We start from the raw sequence: 25,927 nt of genomic DNA on the forward strand, positions 1-25,927 counted from the left end.
ATTTTATTGGTTTGGGTGATGATTTTTGTTGTTGATGTATATAATAATATCCATTTGGTCAGGCGTATTAGGCCAAATGGCATAAAGGACGTGCGCCAGCATATTAATAAAATCATAACTGGCTGCTTGGATAACATGCTTCTCCAGCTGGTATTCCCCGAAACAACCGATTCGCCAGAGGGAGAGAATTTCGCTATGATCCTCACTCCTTCGCAATACTGGTCGCCTGATGTCTACGATTGTTGATACTTTTATCGCTCCACCGTGTTCCGCCGAGATAGAAATCCTCTATGAAGATGCGCATTTGCTACTTATCAATAAGCCCAGCGGGTTGCTGAGCCTATCGGGTAAGAATCCGCAGAACTTCGATTCAGTACACTATCGGCTGGTAAAGGATTTTCCCGGCTGTACGTTGGTTCACCGTCTTGATTTTGGCACCTCCGGGCTCATGGTGGTGGCACGTAACAAAGAGATGAATGCCGCGCTGTGTCAGCAGTTCAGTCAGCGTAGCGTGACTAAGGTATACAGTGCGTTGCTGTGCGGCCATCTTGAAGATGACGAAGGGATTATTGACGCGGCGATTGCGAAGGATCCGGCGTGGTTTCCGCGCATGACAATTTGCCCGCAGCAGGGAAAACCGGCACGGTCACATTACCGGGTTGAAGCGCGTTTTTTCCAGCAGGGGAAAGAGGGAACTCAGTTGCCGCTGACGCGAGTCTCGTTAACACCGGAAACCGGGCGCACGCATCAGTTGCGTATACACTGCCAGCAACTGGGTCATCCGATTTTAGGTTGCGACCTGTACGGCGGGCTACTGATGTCCGGTGCCGAAGGGACACCGAGACTGATGTTGCATGCCAGCGAGCTGAATTTTGTTCATCCCGTCAGTGGTGAAGCGGTCAATGTGCGTCATGCTAGCCCATTTTAGACATTAAAAAAGCCCGTGAGGGCTTTTGGTAAGACGTAGGCGGGGGATGTTTACCACATCAGATCGTCAGGGATTTTGAAATCAGCGTACGGATCGTCTTCATCCTGCACTTCCTGGCTTAGGGCGCTGTGCAGAACAATGCTGCTGGCATCGCGCTGGGCGATTTTTTCCGCCACGACCGCCGGGATAATCGCGTATTCGCTCTCACCGTTGCTCTGGGTTGCCAGACGCGCGATGGCGAGACGCCCGTTAATCAACTGGGTCTGCGTCAGTTTATCGACGGTGATTTTTTTGATGATGCTGCCGTCGGTAAAGTTAAAGCTAATATCGCCGCGGCCCGGCATGACGCGGTTCATTTCAATCAGCTGTTTAACCTGCGCTTTATACTCTTTGGATAACACGGCCTGTTTTTGCTGCTCGCTAAGCAATTTATCGCGCTCAAGCTGCGCCTTTTTATTCTCTTCGACCGCTTCTCTTGCCTCACGAGCCTGAACGCGCGATTTTTTCGCCGTACGCTGAACTTTGGCCACTTTTTTACTGGAGACTAATCCCGCTTTTAGCATCTGCTCTTGTAAGGTAAGTTTTGTCATTTTCGCTTCTGAATAGGATGAATAATGGCGAGGATTATACCCGCAATTTTTGTCACGATGCCAGATTATAGGTCTCGAGTGGCGTGTTGTCCGACATCCGCTTGGCATTTTGCGCCTTTAATGCCCTGTTATTCATTGTGGTGATGAATGCGTAGCCGCATAATAGCGGCCAACCTCCGCAGGTGCGGGGTTAAGCGCCAGCTTTTTCTGGTGATGAAGGAAACACAATGGAAAGGCGTAACTTTCTGAAAGGTGCCGCGGCACTCTCCACCCTTGGGCTGGTGAGCCCGGTTTTTGCTAAAACCGAAGCCGTCGCAAAGCCTGCCGTCTCGTCTTCCGGCAAATCACGCCGTTTCGTGATGACCCAGACCTACAGCCTTAAGGCCCCACAGGGCTCTTCCGGCAAGGTCAATTTGTGGATCCCCATCCCGGAAGATACCGCCTTCCAGCAGCTGCTTGATCTCTCCTTTAGCGGCAACTATCAAAGCGCTACCCTCAACGCCAATAACCGCTACGGGGCGAAAGTCCTGTTTGTGACCTGGCCTGCCTCCAGCGGCCCGTTGGAAATTAAGGTCGACATGGAGATTGAAACCCGCGATTGGGAAGTGCTGAAAGAAAACCGTCTTGCCGACTGGCAATTGCCGGTAGAAGGCGCGGTGATCCCTGACGAGATCAAACCGTTCCTGCAGGCAACCCCTCATATTCCCGTTGATGGTCTGGTCAAAGAGACTGCGCTGAAAATTATCGGCAGCGAAAAGGCGCCGCTGAAGCAGGCGCGTCTGATTCATGACTGGGTGAGCACGCATATGCACCGTGATGATGCGGTGATTGGCTGCGGTACCGGTGACGTGGGTGAGATCCTGAAAACCGGTAAGCTTGGCGGTAAATGCACCGACATCAACTCGGTATTCGTGGCGCTGTGCCGCGCGGTCGGGATCCCGGCGCGTGAAATGTTCGGTATTCGCCTGGGCGCGAGCCGCAAGCTCGACGGCTACTCTAAAAAAGCCTTCGGCAGCGCCGATGCGCAGGGCGTGGCAAAAGTCAGCGGCGGCCAACACTGCCGCGCGATGTTCTGGCTGGCCGGCTTCGGCTGGATGCCTGCCGACCCGGCGGACGTCACCAAAATGCGTCTGACCGAGAAAAAAGAGAACGGCGACCCGGCGGTGACGGCGGTGAACGACTATCTGTTCGGTAACTGGGAGATGAACTGGGTGGGCTTCAACCACGCGCGTGATTTTGCGCTGTCGCCAGCGGCAGAGCAGGGTGACGTTAACAACCTGGGCTACCCGTATGCCGAGGTGGATGGCGATCCGCTGAACTTCTACGATCCTGCGGCATTTAGCTACGACTATGTCAGCGTCGAACAGCATTAAGGGCGGCGTCCTGACGCTACTGGCGGCGATCGTTGCCGCCGGTGCCTCGACCCTGTGCTGCATTGGGCCGCTGCTGTATCTGCTGTTTGGTATCTCAGCAGCGGGGCTGGTGGGCATTCCTGGCGCCTCCTGGCTGCAGTTCCCGATGATTGTCGTCGCGGTAGGGCTGATGGCGCGGGGGTTCTGGCGTTTGCATTTGTCGCCGAAACCGGTATGCGTCAACGTGGTGAGCCGTCGGGTGCTGGTGTGGCTCTATTGGCTGTCGGTACCGCTGGTACTGGCGCTTATCACCTATCCTTATGTTCTGCCCTGGATTTGGGAGTGGATGGAATGAAAAAAGCAGTATGTCTGGCGTTGATGCTCGTTACGCCGCTGAGCTGGGCCGCCGATAAGCTGGTGACCATTGATATTGGCGAGATGAACTGCCCGCTGTGCGTGATTTCAATTAATCAGGCGCTACGTACGACCGATGGGGTGATTAAGGCGAAAGCGTCGCTGAAAACGCGTCAGGCGGAGGTGGTGGTGCCGGAGAATTTTGATAACCAACAGCTGCTGGCGGCGATTGCCAAAACCGGGTTTAAGGGCGAGATTCACGGAGAAAGCGCGGTGCAGTGAGGCCGTGCTGGCGTGATAAAAGAAAAAACCCGCTGTTGCCAGCGGGTTTTTTGTTGCATTAGAACTGGTAAACCAGGCCTACGCCAACGATGTTGTCGGTAGAGATACCGTTTTCCTGATAGAAGGAATCGTTGCCGTCCAGCAGGTTGATTTTGTAATCAACGTAGGTGGACATGTTTTTGTTGAAGTAGTAGGTCGCGCCCAGATCCAGGTATTTAACCAGATCTTTGTCGCCAACAGAGTTGGAGCTAACGTTAGCGTTAGAATGAGTGGTGCCAGTGGTGGTGCCGTACAGATCTTTACCTTTGGACTGCAGGTAAGAAATTGCTGGACGCAGGCCGAAGTCGAACTGGTACTGTGTGGTAACTTCAAAGTTCTGGGTTTTGTTTGCTACGCCATCATTACCGTACGGGGTCATGTTGTTGGTTTCAGCATACATGGTTGCCAGGTAGATGTTGTTAGCGTCGTATTTCAGACCCAGAGTCCATGCGTCAGCTTTATCGCCTTTAGCATTCGTGCCATCGATCTGATCGTTAGTACGATCAGAAGTTGCATACGCAGCAGAAGCGCTTACGCCCATACCTAAATCGTATGAGGTAGAAACACCGAAACCGTCGCCATTATCGTAGCGCACATCACTATCACCGACATTGCCGCGGTTGTTGGTCCCAACATCATCGGTGCCTTTGCTTTCGTTTTTGCCCTGATACTGCAGAGCAAAGTTCAGGCCATCAACCAGACCGAAGAAGTCATTGTTACGGTAGGTCGCAACGCCGTTAGCACGGCCAGTCATGAAGTTGTCAGCATTGGTATAGGTATCGCCGCCAAACTCTGGCAGCATATCGGTCCAGCCTTCCACGTCGTACAGCACGCCGTAGTTACGACCGTAGTCGAATGAGCCGTAGTCGCCGAATTTCAGGCCAGCAAATGCCAGACGGGTCCAGTTGTTAGCGCCGTCACCTTCAGAAGAGTTTGCTTGAACGTTGTATTCCCACTGACCGTAGCCAGTCAGCATATCGTTAATCTGAGTTTCGCCTTTAAAGCCAAAACGGACGTAGGTCTGATCACCGTCTTTTTTGGAATCGCTGGAGAAATAGTGCAGACCATCTACCTTGCCATACATGTCTAATTTGTTGCCGTCTTTGTTATAAATTTCTGCGGCATGAGCTGCGCCTGCTGCTAACAGCGCAGGGATAACGAGGGCCAGTACTTTTCTGTTCATTGAAATTATTCCTTTAGTATTTTTATTCGCGCACTTCCACTCAAATGGAGGAAGTAAGGCAATGCTAAAGGAGACCTATCGGAGATGGTAAATAACATTTGTTACAACATGAGTAAAATCTAAAGAATATAATTCCCATGAAACGATGATAATTCTCATGAATATTTATCATTGAAACATATAAAATAAAAATTATACAAAGAATATTCGCTGCCGTAAGCTATCTCCGTTATATGCCTTTTTGTCACACAACGTATTTAAGTTGCCGTGTGTCATTTCATTTATTCGTCACTCTCCAATGACAAGCCCGAATTGCTATTCGGGCTTTTTTTATTGCCTTGTTTTTATGTGTTTTTTACGGTGTGGTGGCGTATGCCTGTCGGTCGTGGAGTCTATCCTATCTACACCCGCATTAGGTCATTATCGCCCTATTCGATAGTCAGTTTTTATAGATAATAAGCACAGGGTAGACGGACGTAATGCTACATATTTGACGCGTTAAGAAGCGGCTGAAAGTAGATAATAACGCGATGGCTGAATACGTTTCTCACACCGGGTGACGGAAATTTGGCCATGCGAGATTAAATAGTGTGATCGATAGCATAAAACTAAATGTTTCTGTCATTCCTGCATTCGGTTCGGATTTACATGAAAAAATATAGTGATGCGCGGGAATAATCGTATTGGTCGAATTAACTACGTACCGGGCAAAAAAAACCGCCTTCATAAAGAAGGCGGCTGTCGATAACAATCGTTATTCCTGCGGCGTTGTCTTCTCAGCCTTTCCGGCCAGCTGTGCGAGGAAGTCGTAGCGCTTTTGCAGGTCCTCTGCCGCGTCTTTCCACAGCTGCTCGGCCACTTCCGGCTGCTGGCTGTTCAGGCGACGGAAGCGCTGCTCGTTCATCAGCGTTTCTGCCAGCGCGTCTGACGGTGGGCGAGAGTCCAGCGCCAGCGGGATTTTCCCTTCGTCAGCGCGACGCGGGTCGAAGCGGAACAGCGGCCAGAAGCCGGTAGCGGTAAGCTGACGCATCTGATCGTGGCTCAACGCCAGATCGTAGCCGTGCTCTTCACAAGGGCTGTAGGCGATGATCAGCGATGGGCCCGGATAAGACTCGGCTTCCTGAATGGCTTTCACCGTCTGGTTGAGCTGGGCGCCGAGTGAAATCTGCGCCACATAAACATGACCGTACATCATCATGCTGACGCCCAAATCTTTACGCGCTTTGCGCTTGCCGTGCTCGCCAAACTTGGTGACGGCGCCGAGCGGGGTCGCTTTAGAGGCCTGGCCGCCGGTGTTGGAGTAACACTGGGTATCCAGCACCAGAATATTGACGTTCTCGGTCAGGCTCATCACGTGATCCAGGCCGCCGAAGCCAATATCGTAGGCCCAGCCATCGCCGCCAATCAGCCAGATCGATTTCTCGACCAGTGCGTCGGCATCGGTCAGCAGCTCTTCAGCGCCCTCAACACCTTTCAGCGCGCTGCGCAGCTGTGAGACCTGTTCGCGACGGACATCCGGTGTGGCATCGGCGTGCAGCGCGTCGTTCAGCTCAGCCGGAATATGTTCGGCAAAACCGTCCAGCAGGCGCATCACGCGCTGACGATGCTGATCGACCGTCAAGCGGAAACCCAGACCAAACTCGGCGTTATCTTCAAACAGCGAGTTGGCCCACGCCGGGCCGCGACCGTTAGCATCGGTGGTGTACGGCGTAGAAGGCAGGTTGCCGCCGTAGATAGAAGAACAGCCGGTGGCGTTGGCAATCAGCATACGGTCGCCGTAAAGCTGGGTCAGCAGTTTGATATACGGCGTTTCACCGCAGCCGGAGCAGGCACCGGAGTATTCAAACAGCGGGGTAATCAGCTGCGAGGTACGAATATCGATACGTTCCAGCTTGCTACGATCGATTTCCGGCAGGTCGAGGAAGAAGTCATAGTTTACTTTCTCTTCTTCAACGTGCTCCAGGCGGGACATCATATTGATGGCCTTAATGCTTGGATCCTGACGATCTTTCGCCGGGCAGACTTCCACGCACAGGTTACAGCCGGTGCAGTCCTCAGGCGCCACCTGCAGGACGTATTTCTGGCCGCGCATATCGCGGGACTTCACGTCCAGAGAGTGCAGGGACGCCGGGGCGTTTTCCATCTCTTCCGGGGAGACCACTTTGGCACGAATCGCCGAGTGCGGGCAGGCCGCGACGCAGTGGTTACACTGGGTACAAAGATCCTCTTTCCAGATAGGGATCTCTTCGGCAATGTTGCGTTTCTCCCAGCGGGTGGTGCCTACCGGCCAGGTACCGTCTGGCGGCAGTGCGGAGACCGGCAGCGCATCGCCAAGCCCGGCGAGCATTGCGGCGGTCACGGTTTTGACGAAATCTGGAGCGGCGTCGGACACCACCGGCGGGCGGTTCGGGCTGGCGGCGTTAACCTGCTGTAGCGGCACTTCAAACAGCGACTCGCGCGCGAGCGCCAGCGCCTGCCAGTTACGCTCAACCAGATCCTGACCTTTGCTGCTGTAGCTTTTGGCGATGGCGTTTTGCAGTTCCATCAGTGCGCTGTCACCCGGCAGGATTTGCGTCAGATGGAAGAACGCCATCTGCATCACGGTGTTGATACGCGCGGCGAGCCCGCATTCACGGGCGATTTTCGCCGCGTTAATCACGTAAAAGCGCGCTTTTTTCTGGTTCAGAACGGCCTGCACTTCCTGCGGCAGACGCCCCCACACTTCATCGGCGCTGTAAGGGGTGTTGAGTAGGAAGATACCGCCAGGCTTCAGGCGCTCGGCCATCTGGTATTTATCGATAAACTGCAGCTGGTGGCAGCCAACGAAATCGGCCTGCGCCACCAGATAGGCGGAACGAATGGGTGTGTCGCTCACGCGCAGGTGAGAAACCGTCAGGCCACCGGCTTTTTTGGAGTCGTAGACAAAGTAACCCTGCGCAAACCACGGCGTCGAGTTACCGATGATCTTGATGTTGTTCTTGGTGGCTGAGACGCTACCGTCACTACCAAGGCCGTAGAACAGCGCTTCCAGACGCGCGCGCGACGGCAGCGTGTTTTCCGGCAGCGGCAGGGAGAGGTTAGTAACATCGTCGTAAATGCCGACGGTGAAGCGCGGTTTTGGCTTCGCTTCCGATAGCTCATTAAAGATAGCCAGCACGCAGTCCGGGCCAAACTCTTTTGACGACAGGCCGTAGCGGCCGCCAATCACGCGAGGTAAGGTTTCGCGCTCGCCCTGATTGAACGCTTCCGCCAGCGCGGTCATCACGTCGAGGTACAGCGGCTCGGCCAGTGCACCAGGTTCTTTGGTACGGTCGAGCACCGCCACGCTGCGCACGCTTTCCGGCAGCGCCTGCAATAAATGCTGGGCGGAGAACGGACGATAGAGGCGCACTTTCAGCACGCCGACTTTCTCGCCGCGGGTCAGCAGTTCATCCACCACCTCTTCACAGGTACCGATGGCGGAGCCCATGATGACAATCACGCGCTCGGCCTGCGGATGGCCGTAGTACTCGAAGGGCTTGTAGTGGCGGCCAGTCGCGTCGGCGAAATCAGCCATCGCCTGCTCAACGTGGTCATATACCGCGTTGTACCACGGGTTAGTGGCTTCGCGAGACTGGAAGTAGGTATCCGGGTTTGCGGAAGTCCCGCGAATCACCGGGTGTTCCGGGTTCAGCGCGCGGGCGCGGTGTGCGGTGATTTCATCCTGCGGCAGCAGGTCGCGAATGGTGTTATCCGACAGCGGCACGATTTTGTTGATTTCGTGCGAAGTGCGGAAACCGTCGAAGAAGTGAATAAACGGCACGCGGCTTTTCAGCGTGGCGATATGTGAAATCAGCGCAAAGTCCTGCGCTTCCTGAACGCTACCGGCACACAGCATCGCGCAGCCGGTCTGGCGAATAGCCATGACGTCGGAGTGGTCGCCGAAAATCGACAGCGCATGGGTCGCGACGGTACGGGCCGCGACGTGCAGGACAAACGGGGTCAGCTGACCGGCCAGTTTGTAAAGCGTTGGGATCATCAGCAGCAGACCCTGCGATGAGGTGAAAGAGGTCGACAGCGCGCCGGTTTGCAACGCGCCATGCACGGCGGCAATGGCACCGGCTTCAGACTGCATTTCGACCACGCGCGGGACATCGCCCCACACGTTTTTAAGCCCATTCCCCGCCCATGCATCGGCCTGTTCGGCCATCGTTGAACTCGGCGTGATCGGGTAAATGGCGATGACTTCACTGGTTCGGAACGCCACTGAGGCGACCGCACCATTACCGTCAGTTGTGATCATTGGTTATGACACCTTACATTGCGCAGAAAAGTGGCCCACGGGCATCCCGAAGGCCGGAAATTTATCCTTAATAGACACATCGCTCTTGTCGATGATGTTAGGTGAAGTTTAGCAAACCCCGCGCTGAATCATTTTTGCTTTTGTGTCCTTGGAGCGCGTCTATATCAATGACGCGAATATTTTTAGCCACAAAATTGCCAGAAAATGTTTCTAAGGTGCATAAATGCGCGCTTCCTCTCTCGACGAGTGCGGCTGCACTGCCTATGATGCATAGGTTTGTTCCTATTTTTGCGATTCGGAGGGAAGTGATGCGAGCTGCTTTTTTTGTCGGGTGTGCGGCGCTTTTATTATCCGCGTGTAGCAGTGAACCTGCCCAGCAGGCCACGGCGGCGCACGTAACGCCAGGGATGAGAGCGGCAATGTCCAGCTCAGGCGAAGCAAACTGCGCGATGATTGGTGGGGCGCTTTCCGCCGCCCGCCAACTGGATGGCTCCAGCATTGGCATGTGCGCGCTGCCAAACGGTAAGCGTTGCAGCGAGCAATCACTGGCGGCGGGAAGCTGCGGTAGCTATTGAGTGTTAACTCACCAGGTCGGCGAGTTTGAAGGTCAGCGTCTGATCGGCAGTTGCCAGCGTCAGCTGATGTTCAGTTAAATCGACCTGGGCTCCCTGGCGAAGCATGCTGCTGAGCGTCGCGTCGAGCTGGTTTAGCTGCGCGTCGCTACAACGCTTACGGGTCATTGCCAGTTCGGAGGCTTTGAGTTCGCCGTTGCTGATTTTTGCGGTTCCGGAAAAGCGGTTACACATCTCGCCGGAGAGATAAATGTTATTTAATAGCGGCTGTTTCTCACCAAAGCTCACTTCGAGCGGCGCGCCATTGCTATTGACGGTTTTGCCATTCACGCTTTCAAGTACAAAACGGTGATGCTGGAGCTGTTCACCGCCGGTAGACATTTTGCTGTTATAGACGCAGCCTGAAAGCAGAGCGGCTGCGGCCAGCAATAAAAACACGTTCTTCATTGCACGGGACTTCTTATAAATATATTGATCAGGTGAATACTTCTGAGGGGTTACTGTACAGCCGGAGAGGGCTGGAGGACTTGGCGGAAAATGCTTCCGACGGTAGGTCAGGCGCTTATTCGTCCAAATCCTGGTACCGGCAGGCAAGAAGAAAAGTGGTTGGGTTTATCACCCCGTTGTGTGCCTATCTGTAGTCGGTTCTTCCCCCACAACGGTGAGTTCCTGGTGGGGGAAGAAAAACGCATTAAGCAATAGCGTTAGGGCAATCAGCCCCAGTATCAATCTGGCGCAGGTTCTCCAGCGTGGTCTCCGAAATACTGGTCAGCGCCTCCGCGGTCAGGAATGCCTGGTGGCCGGTAAACAGCACGTTGTGACAGGCTGACAGACGGCGGAACACATCGTCCTGAATCACGTCGTTAGACTTATCTTCAAAGAACAGATCGCGCTCGTTCTCGTACACGTCCATCCCCAGTGCGCCAATTTTCTGCGTCTTCAACGCTTCAATCGCTGCCTGGGAATCAATTAACGCACCGCGACTGGTGTTGACGATCATCACGCCGTCTTTCATCTTCTCAAACGCGCTGGCGTTGAGCAGATGATAGTTATCTGCGGTCAGCGGACAGTGCAGCGAGATAACGTCCGACTCGGCGAACAGCGTCGGCAGATCAACATACTCTACGCCCAGTTCCAGCGCCGCCGCGCTTGGATACGGGTCAAACGCCAGCAGACGCATACCAAAACCTTTCAGGATGCGCAGGGCGGCGACGCCAATTTTACCGGTACCGATCACCCCAGCGGTTTTACCAAACATGGTAAAGCCGGTCAGGCCTTCGAGTGAGAAGTTAGCATCACGGGTACGCTGATAAGCACGGTGAATACGACGGTTGAGCGTCATCATCATGCCAATAGCGTGTTCCGCAACGGCTTCCGGCGAATAGGCCGGAACGCGAACCACGCGCAGACCCAGCTCTTTTGCCGCATCGAGATCGACGTTGTTAAAGCCCGCACAGCGCAGCGCAATGTACTTCACGCCGATTCTCTTCAGCTCTTCCAGAACCGGACGGCTGCCGTCATCGTTGACGAAAATACACACCGCTTCACAGCCGTGGGCGGTTTTCGCGGTTTTTTCCGTCAGCAGGAAATCAAAAAATTCGAGTTCAAAGCCATATGTCTCATTAACATTTTGCAGGTACTTTTTGTCGTACTGCTTGGTGCTGTAAACGGCGATTTTCATAAGACTTTTCTCCAATGATTTTGGCGTTAATTTAGCACATTTCAAAAAATCTTACAAAATATAAAAATGTTTTGAAGGCTAAAGTTACGTAAAGAAACTATCACCAGTATACGCGGATAATCGGCGGGGCAGAAATCACTGTCTCAATCAGAATCAACTGAAATTCCTCACGTTTTATTTTGTAGCAGCTATGATTAATCCATGGTGGCGGCTTTCACTCACAGGTCTGACATGACACAATATGCCTCTTTGGATCGCCCGCTGCGCGTTCACGGCATGACTGCCTGCTTAATCTGGATATTACTGCACCCATGAAGGGTAAATATAAAGCCGTTATTGCGCTACTCCTGGTATTAATACTCCTGCCGTTGACGCTGGTGATGACGCTCGGATATTGGGTGCCTACGCTGGTGGGTATCTGGCTGCCAGCGGGAACTCGCATTGCGCTGAACGACAGCCCACGTTTCACCCGCACCTCCTTACGCGTTCCTGATTTACGTTATCTGGTAGGGGATTGCGAGCTCGCCACGTTGAAAGACGTGACGCTGTCACATCCTAGCCGCTGGCAGTTGCATGCCGCCGCCGTCAATCTCAACGCCGTCTGCTTTAATAAGCTCCCGCAAAACGATGCGGTGCCGGGTGCGCCGCGAACGCTGGCGGAATGGCAGTCGATGCTGCCTAACACCTGGCTGTCCATCGACTCACTGAGCATCTCGCCGTGGGAAAAGTGGCAGGGCAAGCTCAAGGTCTCGCTCACCGCCCAGCATCAGGAACTGGAGTATGAAGGCGACCAGGTGACGCTGCACGCCCGCCTGCGCGGGCAGGCGCTGACGGTCAGCGAGTTTCATGCCAGCCTGCTGGAAGGCGAACCGCCGGTGAAGCTGCTTGGTGAATTTACCATGCCGCTGGTGCCGGACGGGCTGCCGGTGAAGGGCCATCTTGAATCGACGTTCCAGGTGCCTCAGGTGCCGTCGCCGGTGGATGCTGAACTGAACTGGGACGGCAATCAGGGGCAACTGGTGATGATGGCGCGCGGTGAAGATGACCCGATTGCCGACTTCCCGTGGCAGATTACCGAACAGCAGCTCATTATCAGCGACGGTCGCTGGAGCTGGCCGTTTCAGGCGGGCATTCCGCTACGTGGTCGCGTGGGCGTGAAGCTGGACAACTGGCAGCAGGGCATCGATAAAACGCTGATTACTGGTCGACTGAGCGTACTCACCTCTGGTGATGCCGGTAAAGGCGTCGCGGTGCTGAACGTTGGGCCGGGAACGCTGAGCATGGATAACAGCGACATGCCGCTGCATCTGGTCGGTGAGGCCAAACAGGGTGACCTGATTTTCTACGCTAAGCTTCCTGCACAGTTAAGGGGCCCACTTTCCGCGCCGACGCTGGCTTTCCAGCCCGGTTCGCTACTCCGTTCACGCGGTCGCGTTATTGATGCTCTTAATATTGATGATGTCCGCTGGCCATTGGCCGGGGTCAAAATTTCCACTCAGGGGATTGATGGCCGTCTGCAGGCGATCCTTCGCGCCCATGAGCAGCAAACCGGCGATTTCGTTCTCCACCTGGATGGCAAGGCCGATAACTTCATGCCGGATAAAGGTACCTGGCAGTGGCGCTACTGGGGCGACGGTCACTTTACGCCGATGCAGGCGCGCTGGGACGTGACCGGCACCGGCGAGTGGCGCGATAGCGCGATTGTGCTCAACGCACTCTCCACCGGTTTTGACAAGCTGCAGTACGGCACCATGACCATCGAGCAGCCGCGCCTGACGCTCCAGCAGCCGATTCACTGGATCCGCGACGAACAGCATCCCTCCTTTACCGGTGCGCTGGCGCTTGATGCCAAAGAGACGCGCTTTACCGGCGGCAGCGTCTTGCCCGCCTCGGCCCTGAACTTCAGCGTTGACGGCCGCGACCCAACTTTCTTCCAGTTTAAAGGTGACCTGAGGGCGCAGGAGATTGGCCCGATTCGCGTCAACGGCCGCTGGGACGGTGAACGTCTGCGTGGGCAAGCATGGTGGCCTAAGCAATCGCTGACAGTGTTCCAGCCGCTGGTGCCACCGGACTGGAAAATGAAGTTGCGTGACGGTTCGCTGTATGCCCAGGTGGCGTTCTCTGCGGCGGTAGGGCAAGGTTTTGAGGCCGGTGGTCACGGCGTGCTGCGCAACGGCAGCGCATGGATGCCGGATAACGAAGTCAACGGCGTTGATTTTGTACTGCCGTTCCGCCTGAAAGCAGGCGTATGGCAGTTGGGAACGCGCCGCCCGGTGTCGCTGCGTATTGCTGAAATCGTCAACCAGGTGACGGCGCGTAATGTCACTGCCGACCTGCAGGGCACCTGGCCGTGGAGTGAAGCATCGCCGTTACAACTGAGCGACGTCAGCGTTGACGTGCTCGGGGGTAAGGTGACCATGCAGCAGCTGCGTATGCCGCAGCACGATGCGGCGCTGCTACGCTTGCAGCATATTTCAACCAGCGAGCTGGTCAGCGCGGTCAACCCGAAACAGTTCGCCATGTCCGGCCCGGTGGACGGTGCGCTGCCGCTGTGGCTGAACGATAGCAAATGGATAATCAAAGACGGCTGGTTGCATAATCCTGGCCCGATGACCCTGAGACTGGACAAAGACACCGCCGATGCCGTCGCCGATGACAATATTGCCGCCGGGGCCGCGATTAACTGGTTACGCTATATGGAGATCTCGCGGTCGTGGACGCGTATCAATCTCGATAGTCTCGGTCTGCTGACGCTACAGGCAACGGTCACCGGGACCGGCGTGATGGACGAGAAACGCAGCACGGTGCGTCTGAACTACACGCACCAGGAGAATGTTTTTGATTTGTGGCGAAGCCTGCGCTTTGGCGACAAACTTCAGTCATGGCTCGAGCAACACGCAACCCTTCCCGGTGTGCCGTGTCGCAGCGGCACGGAATGTAAGGAGCAACAATGAAATTATCCATCGCCATACTAGGATTGATGGCAACCGGCCTGTTATCAGGGTGCGTGCCGCGTATTGAAGTGGCGGCACCGAAAGAGCCGATCACCATCAATATGAACGTGAAAATTGAACACGAAATCCATATTAAGGCCGATAAGGACGTTGAGGATCTGCTCAAGTCCCGTAGCGACCTATTCTGAGGCTATGATGAGAAAATCCGGGATTATCGCCGTGCTGGCGCTCACGTTCTTCAGCCTACAGGCGCTGGCGCTTACGCTGCCCGAAGCTCGCCAGCAGGGACGAGTGGGAGAAACGCAGGGGGGCTATCTGGCGGCCATTGCCCAGGATAGCGAGACGCTGGTGCTGGTGAAGAAAATTAATGAAGCACGCAGCCAAAGCTATCAGCAGCTGGCGCAAAGCAACAACCTGCCGTCGCAGGAAGTCGCGCGTCTGGCCGGGAAAAAGCTGATTGAGAAAGCCCAGCCGGGGGAATACGTCCAGGGCATCAACGGCCAGTGGGTGCGGAAGTAAAGGCTGGCGCGTAGAAGAAAAAACGCATTACGGTTGAAACAGGGGCGGCAACTCGCTCATACTCTTGGCATGTAACCTGTTCGTCGGTAACGATTTTACCGGCTGCACATGAGAATAATAAAGGAACTCCCAATGGCAGAAGAAACGATTTTCAGCAAAATCATTCGTCGCGAAATCCCATCAGACATCGTCTATCAGGACGAGCTGGTCACCGCCTTCCGCGATATTTCTCCGCAGGCGCCGACGCATATTCTGATCATTCCTAACACGCTGATTGCCACCACCAACGACGTTACCGCCGAGCACGAACTGGCGCTGGGGCGTATGGTCACCGTGGCGGCGAAAATTGCTCGTGATGAAGGGATTGCTGAAGACGGCTATCGTCTGATCATGAACTGCAACCGCCACGGCGGGCAGGAAGTTTACCATATCCACATGCATCTGGTGGGCGGTCGCCCGCTGGGGCCAATGCTGGCGCATAAAGGCTAACCTATGAAACCGGTCTGTCTCGGTCTTGTGCTTTGCGCGACGCTGCTTGCCGGGTGCCATTCGCGCCCGGAAATTGCCGTCAGCGAGCAGCAAACGCTGGTCATGGAATCCGCCGTCCTGGCGGCGGGGGTCAGCGCGGAAAAGCCGGTGCTGAGTTCATCGGATATCCAGTCTACCGCCAGCGCGAAGCTGTTTAATGAAAGGCGAGAGCCGGTCACCGTTCACTATCGTTTTTATTGGTATGACGCCAGAGGGCTGGAAATGCACCCGCTGGAAGCGCCGCGCAGCATCACGGTTCCAGCAATGGGGTCGGTGACGCTGTACGGGACGGCTAACAGTCTTGGGGCGCACAAAGCCCGGCTTTATCTTTATCTCTGAGGGGTAAACTATCAATGAGTAAATTGGGTCGCTATGCGTTAATTGCTTCCCTGGCAATGTTCCTCGCCGGGTGTGCGGTGCGTGAACAACCGGCACCGGTTGACACGGCAAATCCACAGCAGCCGCAGCAGCCAACTGAACCGCAGCAGCCGGTGCCGACGGTGCCGAGCGTGCCGACGATTCCGCAGCAGCCAGGGCCAATTGAGCACGGTGGTGAAACGCCTGCGCAGCCAACGCCGCGCGTCCGTCACTATGATTGGAACGGTGCCGCGCAGCCACTGGTGGGCAAAATGCTCCAGGCTGGCGGCGTTAACGCGGGCAGCATTCTGCTGGTTGATAGCGTCAACAACCGTACCAACGGTTCGCTGAACGCCGGTGAGGCGACGACTGCGCTGCGCAATGCGCTGGCGGGCAACGGTAAATTCACCCTGGTGTCAGCGCAGCAGCTGGCGGTGGCGAAGCAGCAGCTTGGCCTGTCGCCGCAGGATAGCCTCGGCTCCCGCAGCAAAGCGATGGGCATCGCCCGTAACGTGGGCGCGCAGTACGTGCTCTATTCCAACGCCACCGGTAACGTCAACGCGCCGATGCTGCAAATGCAGCTGATGCTGGTACAGACCGGTGAGATTGTCTGGTCAGGTAAGGGTGCGGTTGCGCAACAGTAAACTTTCGCGTGACGAACTCCTGTCACGCGTCTTCCCGCACTATAAGATTGTCGCCAGCCCCGAAACCGCGGGGCTGAGCGGCAGTAGCTGCATCCTGCAACACGGCGAACGACGGCTGGTGCTGCGTCAGCATCACGACCCGCATGCGCCGGAAAGCGACTTCCTTCGTCAGTATCACGCCCTGCGTCAACTCCCGTCCTCACTGGCACCAAAGCCGGTTTTTTATACGCCTGGCTGGATGGCCGTCGATTTTTTAGCCGGTGAGATCAAAAGCGTGCTCCCGACGCATCGTCAGCTCGCCGCTCTCCTGTATGATTTGCACCAGCAGCCTCGGTTTGGCTGGGCGCTTTCGCTGCAACCGCTGCTGATGCAGTACTGGGAGCAATGCGACCCGGCGCGGCGAACGCCGCTATGGCTCCGAGAACTTAAGCGTCTGCGCAAACAGGGCGAACCTCGACCGTTGCGGTTAGCGCCGCTGCATATGGACGTGCATGCGGGCAATATCGTCCATACCGCCGACGGACTGCGGCTGATCGACTGGGAATATGCGGGGGACGGCGATGTGGCGCTGGAGCTCGCCGCCGTCTGGACGACAGACATGAAGCAGCGCCGCGAACTGACGTGGGCATACGCCGAGCAGGCGCATTTTTCGCCGGAACCGCTCTGGCGACAGGTTAAACGCTGGCGGCCGTGGGTGCTGATGCTTATGGCTGGCTGGTTCGAGTGTCGCTGGCAGCAAAGCGGCGACAAACAATTCATCACGCTGGCAAACGAGATTTGGTGCCAGCTTAGCGACAAAAAGGAGGCCGTGTGGGGCCAGTAATGTTGGATGTTGAAGGCTATGAGCTGGATGCCGAAGAACGTGAAATTCTGGCGCATCCGCTGGTAGGCGGCTTAATTCTCTTCACCCGTAACTATCATGACCCGGAGCAACTGCGTGAGCTGGTTCGCCAGATCCGTAGCGCCTCCCGAAATCATCTGGTGGTGGCGGTCGATCAGGAAGGCGGGCGCGTCCAGCGCTTCCGGGAAGGCTTCACCCGTTTGCCGGCTGCGCAATCTTTTGCCGCCGTGCTGGGCGAAGAGGCGGGCGGACGAATGGCAGTAGACGCAGGATGGTTGATGGCAAGCGAAATGATCGCCATGGACATTGATATCAGCTTTGCGCCGGTGCTGGACGTTGGCCATATCTGCACCGCCATCGGCGAACGTTCCTATCATGCTGATCCGCACAAAGCGCTGGCAATGGCGCGTCATTTTATTGACGGTATGCACAGTGCCGGGATGAAAACCACCGGTAAACACTTCCCGGGCCACGGCGCGGTGACCGCCGACTCGCATAAAGAGACGCCGCATGACCCGCGTTCAGAGGCTGAGATTCGCGCCAAAGATATGGCGGTGTTTAAAACGCTGATTACCGAAAACGCGCTCGACGCCATTATGCCCGCGCACGTTATCTACGATGAAGTCGACCCGCGTCCGGCAAGCGGCTCGCCGCACTGGCTGAAAACCGTGCTGCGCGGCGAGCTGGGCTTCGACGGGGTGATCTTCTCCGACGATTTGTCGATGGAAGGGGCGGCAATTATGGGCAGCTACGCCGAGCGCGGTCAGGCATCGCTGGATGCAGGTTGCGATATGATCCTCGTCTGCAATAATCGTAAAGGGGCCGTCAGCGTGTTAGATAACCTGTCGCCGATCAACGCTGAGCGTGTTACGAAGTTGTATCATAAAGGTTCATTTAGCCGTCAGGAACTGATGGACTCCGCCCGCTGGAAAACGGTTAGCGCTGAGCTGGAGCAACTCCACGAACGCTGGCAGGAAGAGAAGGCTGGTCATTAACCCTCCCGGTGTGGGAGTAATGGTGTGGTGAGGATCAAATGATTATCTATTTACACGGTTTTGACTCGAATAGCCCAGGTAACCACGAAAAAGTGTTGCAGCTACAGTTTATCGACCCGGACGTGCGGTTGATTAGCTACAGCACGCGGCACCCGAAACATGATATGCAGCATCTGCTCAAGGAAGTGGACAAGATGCTGCAGCTGAACGCCGATGAGCGTCCGTTGATTTGCGGCGTAGGATTGGGTGGCTTTTGGGCGGAACGTATCGGCTTCCTGTGCGATATCCGTCAGGTGATGTTTAACCCGAACCTGTTCCCGAACGAGAACATGGACGGCAAGATTGATCGCCCGGAAGAGTATATGGATATCGCGACCAAGTGCGTGAATAACTTCCGTGAAAAGAACCGCGATCGCTGCCTGGCCATTCTCTCGCGTCATGATGATGCGCTGGATAGCCAGCGTTCAGCCGACATGCTGCATCATTACTATGAGATCATCTGGGATGAAGAGCAGGGTCATAAGTTCAAGAATATCTCCCCGCATCTGCAGCGGATCAAAGCCTTTAAAACCTTAGGCTAAGAGACCGGCAAAGCGCCCCGGCAACGCTCCGTTGCCGGGGCTTTTTTTTGTTAATTTTTAACCGAACCAACCCATTTTTCGGCTATCAAAATATCGTTCGCTCAACTTCTGCGCGATAAAACTTGATGCACATCAATTTTGGTATGACCAATGCACCATTCATGTTATTCTCATTGCAGCTGAATGGTTTCACACAAGTAACTTGTTGTTAATTAAAGGCTATATTCATAACTTTTAATTAACAATTGGTTAATAAATTTTAAGGGGGTCACATGACTACGCCAATGAAAAAAATCGTAATTGTGGGTGGTGGTGCTGGCGGCCTGGAACTGGCTACTCAACTGGGTAGAAAGCTTGGCCGCAGTAAAAAAGCGAAAATCACGCTGGTGGATCGTAACCATAGCCACCTGTGGAAGCCGCTGCTGCATGAAGTGGCAACCGGCTCTCTTGATGAAGGCGTGGATGCGCTGAGCTACCTGGCGCATGCGCGTAACCACCACTTCCAGTTCCAGCTGGGCTCGGTGATGGATATCAACCGCGAAGCGAAAACCCTCACCATCGCTGAACTGCGCGATGAGAAGGGCGAACTGCTGGTGCCTGAGCGCAAGCTGGCGTACGACACGCTGGTGATGGCGCTGGGCAGTACCTCCAACGACTTCAATACCCCGGGCGTGAAAGAACACTGCATTTTCCTGGATAACCCGCATCAGGCGCGTCGATTCCATCAGGAAATGCTCAACCTGTTCCTGAAGTACTCGGCGAATCTTGGCGCAAACGGCAAGGTGAACATTGCGATTGTTGGCGGCGGGGCGACCGGCGTTGAGCTGTCGGCTGAACTGCACAATGCGGTGAAACAGCTGCACAGCTACGGCTATAAAGGCTTAAGCAACGAAGCGCTGAACGTGACGCTGGTGGAAGCCGGTGAACGTATTCTGCCAGCATTGCCGCCGCGTATCTCTGGTGCGGCGCACAGCGAGCTGACTAAAATGGGCGTGCGCGTGCTGACCCAAACGATGGTCACCAGCGCGGATGCAGGCGGCTTGCACACCAAAGACGGCGAGTACATTCAGGCCGATCTGATGGTCTGGGCGGCAGGTATTAAAGCGCCGGACTTTATGAAAGAGATCGGCGGTCTGGAAACCAACCGTATTAACCAGCTGGTGGTCGAGCCAACGCTGCAAACCACCCGTGACCCGGATATCTACGCGATTGGCGACTGTGCCTCCTGCGCACGTCCGGAAGGCGGCTTTGTGCCACCGCGCGCTCAGGCGGCGCACCAGATGGCGACCTGTGCACTGAATAACATTCTGGCGCAGATGAAGGGCAAAGAGCTGAAAGCGTATAGCTACAAAGACCACGGCTCTCTGGTATCGCTCTCTAACTACTCCACCGTCGGCAGCCTGATGGGCAACCTGATGCGCGGTTCGATGATGATTGAAGGGCGTATCGCGCGTATGGTTTACATCTCTCTGTACCGTATGCACCAGATTGCGCTGCATGGCTACGTGAAAACCGGCCTGATGATGCTGGTGGGTAGCATTAACCGCGTGATTCGTCCGCGTCTTAAGTTGCATTAATTATCGTGCCGTTCCCGGCGTCGGCGTGAACGCCTCGGCCGGGCTACAGCAGTGACGAGTAGCCCGGCCGAGCGTCGCGACGCCGGGACATTCCATCTTCAGAATTCTCCGAAACACCCATCTCCCCATATAAAATCCTGCTTTTGAGTTTTTGTCTGATAGGCACTGCTAACGATCGGTTGCACAATTGTTAGCAATAGCAACAAAGGAGGATCTCCCGTGAATAAATCAATGTTGGCGGGTATAGGTATTGGCGTTGCCGCCGCGCTTGGGGTTGCCGCTGTAGCGAGTATGAACGTTTTCGACCGTGGCCCGCAGTATGCGCAGGTCATTTCCGCTACGCCTATCAAGGAAACCGTCAAAAATCCGCGTCAGGAGTGCCGTAACGTCGCGGTGACGCATCGTCGTCCGGTACAGGATGAAAACCGTATCGCCGGTTCCGTGCTGGGTGCGGTGGCAGGCGGCGTGATTGGCCATCAGTTTGGTGGCGGGCACGGTAAAAGCGTTGCCACCGTGGTCGGCGCGTTAGGCGGTGGCTATGCCGGCAACCAGGTGCAGGGTGCGATGCAGAATAATGACACCTACACCACCAACGAGCAGCGCTGTAAAACGGTGTATGACAAATCCGAAAAGACGCTCGGCTATGATGTGACCTACAAAATTGGCGATCAGCAGGGAAAAATCCGTATGGATAAGCAGCCTGGTAGCCAGATCCCGCTGGATAGCAACGGCCAGCTGGTACTGAATAAAGCCTAAAATAGCAGGTAGTAAGTTGTTCGCCCCGCCATCACTCAGATGGCGGGGCGTTTTTTTTATGATGGGGCAATCATCTGCGGCCAGAGTCGCAGCGTGGTGTCGGTTATCTGCATCAGGGTATCAAAGCTGGCCCCTTCGCGGGCGCTGATGGACATGCCTTGCAGAATACAGCTCAAGAACAACGCCAGCTCGGTGACGTTTTTCTCCGCCGGAATTTCCCCTCGCGATTGGCGCAGCTGAAGGAACTGATTCAGCGTCTGCTCCTGTACCGCATGGCGAGACTTAATGGTCTTCGCAATCTCTTTCGATGACGCCGCCAGCGCCGCCGAGGTGTTGATCATAAAGCAGCCCGCCGGTGTGTCCTTACTGGTAAAGCAGGTGGCTACCGCGGTGAAGTAGTTGCGTAGCGCTTCCACCACCGGTTGCTCATCGCAGAACAAACAGGCTTCATTTTTTGAGGCAAAGTGCGTGATGTAGTGATCGAGAACGGCACGGAACAGCCCCTCTTTATTCACAAACTCGGCATATAGCGTCGGCGCTTTTGCACCCGTGGCTTCGACGAGGTCGGAGAGGGATGTTGCTTCATAGCCATACTGCCAGAATAGCGTCATCGCTTTATCAAGCGCCGCTTCCCGGCCGAATACTTTAGGTCGACCGCGGCCTTTTTTCGCGCAACTTTGCGTGTCAGTTGTCATCGTGCCGCCTACCTTAGTCGGTGTTTAGTGAACGCTCATTATAAAAATAATCCCCGGAAGGGGCTAGCGCTTCGTGAGGAAAAATAAAAAGAACATATTCATATGAAAAATATATGAATCTTAATTAAATAAACGATCGTTATAAAAATACGTTGACGTGTGACCTGGATCTCATTATGATTATTTTATCGATCGTTAAGTTAATAACGTCTGACCTACAAAAATCATCTGCAAAGGTAAAAATCATGAAAACCGTAAAAACTCTGGCCATCGCAGCCGTACTGAGCTCCCTATCATTCGCAAGCTTTGCTGCCGTTGAAGTGCAGTCTACTCCGGCAGACCAGCATAAAGTCGGCAGCATTTCCGCTTCCGCAGGCCCTAACCTGGCGTCTCTGGAACAAGAACTGGCTCAGAAAGCAGATGACATGGGCGCGAAATCGTTCCGTATCACTTCTGTAAGCGGTCCAAACAACCTGCACGGCACCGCAGTTATCTATAAATAAGCGTTAAAACCCTCATAATGCTTATGTCACTGCCATAAAAAAGGCCCTGAGCGTATCCCGCTCAGGGCCTTTTTCTTTATGGGTTCTGCTACATATTTTGCTGTGCGACGTCGTGGTGACGGGTGACATCAACCGGCATCCCGGAGCGTACGTCAATCACTTTGTTCATCACGGCTGCGTCGGTGTTCGCATTCTGGCTGAACGCCTGCATGCTGGCGTTTAGCACGATAGGCAGCGTCTGCGGATCGTCATCAATATGTTCGGACAGCGGCTGGTGAACCTCCACCAGACGTACACCGTTTGGCTCGACTGACGCTTTAATCGGCGTGTTGATGATGGTCACCTTAGTGCCCGGCGTCACCTGGTCAAACAGTGCTTTGATGTCGCCATCGCGCAGACGAATACAGCCGGAGCTGACGCGCATGCCGATACCAAAATCGGCGTTGGTGCCGTGCAGCAGATACACGCCGCCGTAGGCCGCGAGGCGAATTGCGTGGTGGCCCATCGGGTTATCTGGACCCGCTGGCATCACCGCAGGTAAATCGATCCCCTGTGCTTTGTAGCGTGCACGGATATTGGCCGTTGGCGTCCAGGTTGGGTTAGCGCGTTTATCGGAGACGGTCGTCACCATGGTTGGCGTCACCGTTGTGCCACCTAGCTGACCGATACCGATAGGATAGACGGTGACCGTATTTTTACCCGGCGGATAGTAGTAGAGACGCAGCTCAGCCAGATTCAGCACGATGCCTTCGCGTGGAACGTCCGGCAACAGCGTTTGCAGCGGAATGGTCAGTACGCTACCGGCGCGGGGCACGTAAGGATCGACTCCAGGGTTGGCCTGAAGCAGGGCGAGGAAACCGACGTTGTATTTTTTGGCGATAGATTCCAGCGAACCGCCGTTATTCTCGACGACGTGGAAACGGTTTTCGCCGACCAGACGGCTGCCGGGCGGCGGTAACGGCCAGCTGTTGGCGCTGGCGGGCAGCGCAACGCTGGCAACGAGAAGTAATCCCAGTAGCCAGCGTGAAAGTTGCAGAGTTTGTTTCATTACTCTAATCCCTCAAAGTCGTAATATGTTGCTTAAAAGTTAAAGCGACTATTATGCGGAAGGGAACTGTAGGGAAGTGCTAAGGGTTTGAAAGAGTATGTAAAGGCGGCCCCGTGAGCGGGGCCGCTGGTGGTTAGAAGGACATTTTCACCGTGAACTGCACTTCGCGCGGGTCGCCAATCTGGTTGCCCAGGTTGTTGCTGGCGATAGACGAGGTGTAGTAGGTCTTGTCGAACAGGTTTTTGACGTTGACCTGCAGGGTGACCGGGTACTGTAGTTTCATCTTATAGGCCGCAAAGATATCAGCCACCGCGTAGCCCGGAAGGTAGTAATCCGCGCCGTTGGTGCCTGAACGACGGCTCAATGCGTGGCCGCCGCCGCCGAGGGTCAGGGTGTTGCTGTCGTAGACGTTGTTGATGTCATAGGTCAGGAACAGTGAACCGGTATGGCGCGGAACGTTTGGCAGCGGTTTGCCTGCATAATCAGGATCATCAATCACCTTCGCATCGGTATAACCGTAGCTGGCAATCACGTTCAGGTTATCGGTAAGCGAGCCTGCGACATCCACTTCAATCCCGCGTGAACGCACTTTACCCGCCGTTTTGGCGTAGGTTTCGTCGCCGATGGTCTCGGTATACAGCACGTTGCGCTTATGAATATCAAAGAAGGTGATGTTCGAGGTCACACCGTTGAACAGATCAAACTTCGCGCCCATTTCGTAGGCCGTAGACTCTTCCGGCGGCAGATCGCCGATATAGCTGGCAATCGAGGACTGCGGCATAAACGACTGCGCTACGTTGCCGAACAGCGAGACGTTCGGCGTTAGCTTGTAGACCATACCCAACTTCGGCGTCAACTTCTCATCCTGGCTGTTGGTGTTCTCTTTAAACGGACGGCCTTTGCCTGCGTACTGGGTGTAGTACTGGTAGCGTGCACCAGCCACCACGATCCATTTATCGGTCAGATACAGCGCGTCCTGTACGTAGGTGGCGTAGGTTTCCTGCTGAATGCGCTGATCGCTGTCGGCTGCGGAGACGCTGGTACATTTACTCAGCGAGCCGTAAACCGGGTCATAAATGTTAAAGCCATTTTTGACGTTCTTGCAGCGAATCATATCGGTACGCAGCAGGTCATAATTCTCGTAGGCAATACCGGTGAGCAGTTCGTTATAGAAGCCGCCAATTACCACGTTGCCCTGTAAATCTGCACGCGTGGAGTGCATACGCTGGGTTGAGCCCTGGGTCGCATCGACGCGTCGGGTCAGGTTGCCGGTCTTCGCATCGTAAGCCATCACGCGCGCCTGGTTATCGCTGTACATGTCCTGGCTAAAGCTGTAATCGAAGCGCGCGGTCCACTGACTGTTCAGACGGTATTCAGCGTTTAACTGCGCCAGATCGGAATTACCGTCGGTGATGTTGAACGGCTCGTCAAAACGTGTTTTACGAGATACGTTCACCGCCTTCCCGGTATCGAGGTCGAAAATGGTGCCACGGTCGAACGGGGTATTGTAGTTACGGTGTGACCAGGAGAGGTTTACCGTCGCATCGTCGCCAAACCACGTCAGGGAAGGGGCAATAAAGCTGCTGCGCTCTTTGCCGAAGTTACGCCAGTAATCTTCGTTCTGGTATTCACCAATCAGGCGATACGCCAGACGGGTGCCTTCAATCGGGCCGGTCACGTCGATTTGCCCGGTGCCGCCGCCAAAGCTGCTGGAGGTGGCGGAAATATCGCCGGAGAAGGTGCGTTCCGGGCGCTTGGTAACGACGTTAATCAGGCCGCCGGGATCCAGAATCCCGTACAACGTAGAGGCCGGGCCTTTCAACACTTCCACGCGAGAAGTCGCGGCGTTAAAGCTGCGCGGCAGCACAGTGCGCAGGCCGTTGGTCATGATTGAACCATCGCGGTTAGCGCCAAAGCCACGACGGGTAAAGGCGTCCTGGGTGCCGCCCAGGGTGTTGGTTTGCACCACGTTGGCGACGTTATACAGCGCCTCGTCAAGCGAAGTGGCGTGCTGGTCCTCCAGCACTTTGTCACTCACCGTGTTGACCACCTGCGGAATATCGAGCAGCGGCATTGAGGTGAGGGTCGCGGTGGAGCTGCTGATGGGCTGGTACCCTTCGGTAACCGTCTGGTCAGCCTGCGCGGTGCCTACAACCGTCATCGCTTCTTCTTTTTTCGCGCTATCGCCGCTCGGGGTATTTTCTGCCGCCATCAGCGAAGGGGAGCCGACCGCCCCCAGAAAAACCAGTGAAAAAAGTGCGCGTCCGGATTTTCCCGTGAACGTCGGGAATAACTGTGTCATCTCTCTGTTTCCCATAAAAAAACTGCCGAAGGATGGCAGTAAAAATTGATAAAAATCATTGCCCTGAAAAACCAAAATTACCCATTCACACCAAGCCGGGATGTTCAGGATATGTAATTGAGAATCATTCAAACATGCAAAAATGTAGTAGTAAATCCAATCGGCAATAAATTTATCGGCGACTCAAAATAAGCCGGAATACGAGGTTGTAAAACAGAGGTGTTGTTCATAATTAATTGAATATCATTGCTTTTAATGGTTTTTGTTAGGTATAGAAATCGCGCTTCATAACCTATTCCTTATGAAATGAAGTGGTAATGTAGTGCTATTGACTACTACATTACGACATTGCATGATCAAAAGA

General features: G+C 54.9%; 25 protein-coding genes. 17 read left to right on the forward strand and 8 right to left on the reverse strand.

Going from position 1 to position 25,927, the window contains the following annotated elements; all coding sequences use genetic code 11:
- The first annotated feature begins 229 nt into the window (after nt 1–229).
- Nucleotides 230–928, forward strand: a complete 699-nt coding sequence (locus HII27_RS00855; protein WP_185666087.1) for an RluA family pseudouridine synthase — start codon at nt 230–232, stop codon at nt 926–928.
- A 50-nt stretch (nt 929–978) separates the two neighbouring features.
- Here HII27_RS00855 and HII27_RS00860 read toward each other — a convergent pair whose 3' ends face one another.
- A complete protein-coding gene (locus HII27_RS00860) occupies nt 979–1,518 on the reverse strand; it encodes a DUF2058 domain-containing protein (RefSeq protein ID WP_185666088.1) in 540 nt (179 codons plus the stop codon).
- A 227-nt stretch (nt 1,519–1,745) separates the two neighbouring features.
- On the opposite strand from HII27_RS00860, the gene HII27_RS00865 reads away from it, so the two are divergent.
- From HII27_RS00865 to HII27_RS00875, 3 genes are read left to right on the forward strand one after another with little or no spacing between them, the layout of a single operon-like run.
- On the forward strand, nt 1,746–2,891 hold the full coding sequence (locus HII27_RS00865; protein ID WP_185666089.1) for a transglutaminase-like domain-containing protein: 1,146 nt from the start codon (nt 1,746–1,748) through the stop codon (nt 2,889–2,891).
- The gene (locus tag HII27_RS00870) at nt 2,869–3,225 is read left to right on the forward strand and encodes a hypothetical protein (protein WP_185666090.1); all 357 of its coding nucleotides are present in this window, start codon (nt 2,869–2,871) and stop codon (nt 3,223–3,225) included. Before HII27_RS00865 ends, HII27_RS00870 begins: the two co-directional genes overlap by 23 nt.
- Nucleotides 3,222–3,506 (forward strand): heavy-metal-associated domain-containing protein, encoded by a 285-nt coding sequence (locus HII27_RS00875; protein WP_185666091.1) that lies wholly within the window; start codon nt 3,222–3,224, stop codon nt 3,504–3,506. Before HII27_RS00870 ends, HII27_RS00875 begins: the two co-directional genes overlap by 4 nt.
- 58 nt (nt 3,507–3,564) lie before the next feature.
- Here HII27_RS00875 and ompC read toward each other — a convergent pair whose 3' ends face one another.
- Together ompC and nifJ are read right to left on the reverse strand one after the other, a co-directional pair.
- Nucleotides 3,565–4,728: a porin OmpC gene (ompC, locus tag HII27_RS00880; protein WP_185666092.1), complete on the reverse strand. Its 1,164-nt coding sequence runs from the start codon at nt 4,726–4,728 to the stop codon at nt 3,565–3,567.
- 754 nt (nt 4,729–5,482) lie between these two features.
- Nucleotides 5,483–9,010, reverse strand: coding sequence for a pyruvate:ferredoxin (flavodoxin) oxidoreductase (nifJ, locus tag HII27_RS00885; protein ID WP_185666093.1), 3,528 nt, complete (start codon nt 9,008–9,010; stop codon nt 5,483–5,485).
- Nucleotides 9,011–9,318: 308 nt separating this feature from the next.
- Here nifJ and HII27_RS00890 point away from each other — a divergent pair, with 308 nt between their 5' ends.
- Nucleotides 9,319–9,585: a putative hemolysin gene (locus HII27_RS00890; RefSeq protein ID WP_185666094.1), complete on the forward strand. Its 267-nt coding sequence runs from the start codon at nt 9,319–9,321 to the stop codon at nt 9,583–9,585.
- 3 nt (nt 9,586–9,588) lie between these two features.
- Here HII27_RS00890 and hslJ read toward each other — a convergent pair whose 3' ends face one another.
- Both hslJ and HII27_RS00900 read right to left on the reverse strand, forming a co-directional pair.
- On the reverse strand, nt 9,589–10,029 hold the full coding sequence (gene hslJ / locus HII27_RS00895) for a heat shock protein HslJ (protein WP_185666095.1): 441 nt from the start codon (nt 10,027–10,029) through the stop codon (nt 9,589–9,591).
- 244 nt (nt 10,030–10,273) lie between these two features.
- The gene (locus HII27_RS00900) at nt 10,274–11,263 is read right to left on the reverse strand and encodes a 2-hydroxyacid dehydrogenase (protein ID WP_185666096.1); all 990 of its coding nucleotides are present in this window, start codon (nt 11,261–11,263) and stop codon (nt 10,274–10,276) included.
- A 311-nt stretch (nt 11,264–11,574) separates the two neighbouring features.
- On the opposite strand from HII27_RS00900, the gene HII27_RS00905 reads away from it, so the two are divergent.
- From HII27_RS00905 to HII27_RS00955, 11 genes are all read left to right on the forward strand, one after another.
- Complete coding sequence (locus HII27_RS00905; protein WP_185666097.1) at nt 11,575–14,217, forward strand: YdbH family protein; 2,643 nt, start codon at nt 11,575–11,577, stop codon at nt 14,215–14,217.
- The gene (locus tag HII27_RS00910; RefSeq protein ID WP_185666098.1) at nt 14,214–14,405 is read left to right on the forward strand and encodes a YnbE family lipoprotein; all 192 of its coding nucleotides are present in this window, start codon (nt 14,214–14,216) and stop codon (nt 14,403–14,405) included. The genes HII27_RS00905 and HII27_RS00910 overlap by 4 nt, the downstream gene beginning before the upstream one ends.
- 7 nt (nt 14,406–14,412) lie before the next feature.
- Nucleotides 14,413–14,736: a YdbL family protein gene (locus HII27_RS00915; protein ID WP_185666362.1), complete on the forward strand. Its 324-nt coding sequence runs from the start codon at nt 14,413–14,415 to the stop codon at nt 14,734–14,736.
- Nucleotides 14,737–14,868: 132 nt separating this feature from the next.
- Entirely contained in the window at nt 14,869–15,225 is a 357-nt protein-coding gene (hinT, locus tag HII27_RS00920; RefSeq protein ID WP_185666099.1) for a purine nucleoside phosphoramidase, read from the forward strand.
- A 3-nt stretch (nt 15,226–15,228) separates the two neighbouring features.
- Nucleotides 15,229–15,603 carry a YcfL family protein gene (locus HII27_RS00925; RefSeq protein WP_185666100.1) on the forward strand — a complete coding sequence of 125 codons (375 nt, stop codon included), beginning with the start codon at nt 15,229–15,231 and terminating at the stop codon, nt 15,601–15,603.
- A 23-nt stretch (nt 15,604–15,626) separates the two neighbouring features.
- Complete coding sequence (gene lpoB / locus HII27_RS00930; protein WP_185666364.1) at nt 15,627–16,265, forward strand: penicillin-binding protein activator LpoB; 639 nt, start codon at nt 15,627–15,629, stop codon at nt 16,263–16,265.
- On the forward strand, nt 16,246–17,088 hold the full coding sequence (gene thiK / locus HII27_RS00935; protein ID WP_185666363.1) for a thiamine kinase: 843 nt from the start codon (nt 16,246–16,248) through the stop codon (nt 17,086–17,088). The genes lpoB and thiK overlap by 20 nt, the downstream gene beginning before the upstream one ends.
- Nucleotides 17,076–18,101, forward strand: coding sequence for a beta-N-acetylhexosaminidase (gene nagZ / locus HII27_RS00940; RefSeq protein ID WP_185666101.1), 1,026 nt, complete (start codon nt 17,076–17,078; stop codon nt 18,099–18,101). Before thiK ends, nagZ begins: the two co-directional genes overlap by 13 nt.
- A 38-nt stretch (nt 18,102–18,139) precedes the next feature.
- Nucleotides 18,140–18,682 (forward strand): alpha/beta hydrolase YcfP, encoded by a 543-nt coding sequence (gene ycfP, locus HII27_RS00945; protein ID WP_185666102.1) that lies wholly within the window; start codon nt 18,140–18,142, stop codon nt 18,680–18,682.
- Nucleotides 18,683–18,954: 272 nt separating this feature from the next.
- Nucleotides 18,955–20,259: an NAD(P)/FAD-dependent oxidoreductase gene (locus HII27_RS00950; RefSeq protein WP_185666103.1), complete on the forward strand. Its 1,305-nt coding sequence runs from the start codon at nt 18,955–18,957 to the stop codon at nt 20,257–20,259.
- Between the two features lie 219 nt (nt 20,260–20,478).
- Nucleotides 20,479–21,015 (forward strand): glycine zipper 2TM domain-containing protein, encoded by a 537-nt coding sequence (locus HII27_RS00955; protein ID WP_185666104.1) that lies wholly within the window; start codon nt 20,479–20,481, stop codon nt 21,013–21,015.
- A 56-nt stretch (nt 21,016–21,071) separates the two neighbouring features.
- On the opposite strand, the gene HII27_RS00960 is transcribed toward HII27_RS00955, so the two are convergent.
- Nucleotides 21,072–21,710: a TetR/AcrR family transcriptional regulator gene (locus HII27_RS00960; RefSeq protein ID WP_185666105.1), complete on the reverse strand. Its 639-nt coding sequence runs from the start codon at nt 21,708–21,710 to the stop codon at nt 21,072–21,074.
- Nucleotides 21,711–21,955: 245 nt separating this feature from the next.
- Between HII27_RS00960 and bhsA the strand changes: the two genes are divergently transcribed.
- Nucleotides 21,956–22,213 (forward strand): multiple stress resistance protein BhsA, encoded by a 258-nt coding sequence (gene bhsA, locus HII27_RS00965; RefSeq protein WP_185666106.1) that lies wholly within the window; start codon nt 21,956–21,958, stop codon nt 22,211–22,213.
- 88 nt (nt 22,214–22,301) lie between these two features.
- Here bhsA and ldtC read toward each other — a convergent pair whose 3' ends face one another.
- Entirely contained in the window at nt 22,302–23,261 is a 960-nt protein-coding gene (gene ldtC, locus HII27_RS00970; RefSeq protein WP_185666107.1) for a L,D-transpeptidase LdtC, read from the reverse strand.
- 133 nt (nt 23,262–23,394) lie between these two features.
- Nucleotides 23,395–25,563, reverse strand: a complete 2,169-nt coding sequence (locus HII27_RS00975) for a TonB-dependent siderophore receptor (protein WP_185666108.1) — start codon at nt 25,561–25,563, stop codon at nt 23,395–23,397.
- Nucleotides 25,564–25,927 lie beyond the last annotated feature (364 nt).

The organism is Kluyvera sichuanensis, from assembly GCF_014218705.1.
GTDB lineage: Bacteria > Pseudomonadota > Gammaproteobacteria > Enterobacterales > Enterobacteriaceae > Kluyvera > Kluyvera sichuanensis.

Excerpts from the sequence above, each read along its gene's own strand:
- HII27_RS00855 (WP_185666087.1), top strand. The coding sequence starts at position 230 with ATGTCTACGATTGTTGATACTTTTATCGCTCCACCGTGTTCCGCCGAG.
- HII27_RS00860 (WP_185666088.1), bottom strand. The coding sequence starts at position 1,518 with ATGACAAAACTTACCTTACAAGAGCAGATGCTAAAAGCGGGATTAGTC.
- HII27_RS00865 (WP_185666089.1), top strand. The coding sequence starts at position 1,746 with ATGGAAAGGCGTAACTTTCTGAAAGGTGCCGCGGCACTCTCCACCCTT.
- HII27_RS00870 (WP_185666090.1), top strand. The coding sequence starts at position 2,869 with ATGTCAGCGTCGAACAGCATTAAGGGCGGCGTCCTGACGCTACTGGCG.
- HII27_RS00875 (WP_185666091.1), top strand. The coding sequence starts at position 3,222 with ATGAAAAAAGCAGTATGTCTGGCGTTGATGCTCGTTACGCCGCTGAGC.
- ompC (WP_185666092.1), bottom strand. The coding sequence starts at position 4,728 with ATGAACAGAAAAGTACTGGCCCTCGTTATCCCTGCGCTGTTAGCAGCA.
- nifJ (WP_185666093.1), bottom strand. The coding sequence starts at position 9,010 with ATGATCACAACTGACGGTAATGGTGCGGTCGCCTCAGTGGCGTTCCGA.
- HII27_RS00890 (WP_185666094.1), top strand. The coding sequence starts at position 9,319 with ATGCGAGCTGCTTTTTTTGTCGGGTGTGCGGCGCTTTTATTATCCGCG.
- hslJ (WP_185666095.1), bottom strand. The coding sequence starts at position 10,029 with ATGAAGAACGTGTTTTTATTGCTGGCCGCAGCCGCTCTGCTTTCAGGC.
- HII27_RS00900 (WP_185666096.1), bottom strand. The coding sequence starts at position 11,263 with ATGAAAATCGCCGTTTACAGCACCAAGCAGTACGACAAAAAGTACCTG.
- HII27_RS00905 (WP_185666097.1), top strand. The coding sequence starts at position 11,575 with ATGAAGGGTAAATATAAAGCCGTTATTGCGCTACTCCTGGTATTAATA.
- HII27_RS00910 (WP_185666098.1), top strand. The coding sequence starts at position 14,214 with ATGAAATTATCCATCGCCATACTAGGATTGATGGCAACCGGCCTGTTA.
- HII27_RS00915 (WP_185666362.1), top strand. The coding sequence starts at position 14,413 with ATGAGAAAATCCGGGATTATCGCCGTGCTGGCGCTCACGTTCTTCAGC.
- hinT (WP_185666099.1), top strand. The coding sequence starts at position 14,869 with ATGGCAGAAGAAACGATTTTCAGCAAAATCATTCGTCGCGAAATCCCA.
- HII27_RS00925 (WP_185666100.1), top strand. The coding sequence starts at position 15,229 with ATGAAACCGGTCTGTCTCGGTCTTGTGCTTTGCGCGACGCTGCTTGCC.
- ycfP (WP_185666102.1), top strand. The coding sequence starts at position 18,140 with ATGATTATCTATTTACACGGTTTTGACTCGAATAGCCCAGGTAACCAC.
- HII27_RS00950 (WP_185666103.1), top strand. The coding sequence starts at position 18,955 with ATGACTACGCCAATGAAAAAAATCGTAATTGTGGGTGGTGGTGCTGGC.
- HII27_RS00960 (WP_185666105.1), bottom strand. The coding sequence starts at position 21,710 with ATGACAACTGACACGCAAAGTTGCGCGAAAAAAGGCCGCGGTCGACCT.
- bhsA (WP_185666106.1), top strand. The coding sequence starts at position 21,956 with ATGAAAACCGTAAAAACTCTGGCCATCGCAGCCGTACTGAGCTCCCTA.
- ldtC (WP_185666107.1), bottom strand. The coding sequence starts at position 23,261 with ATGAAACAAACTCTGCAACTTTCACGCTGGCTACTGGGATTACTTCTC.
- HII27_RS00975 (WP_185666108.1), bottom strand. The coding sequence starts at position 25,563 with ATGACACAGTTATTCCCGACGTTCACGGGAAAATCCGGACGCGCACTT.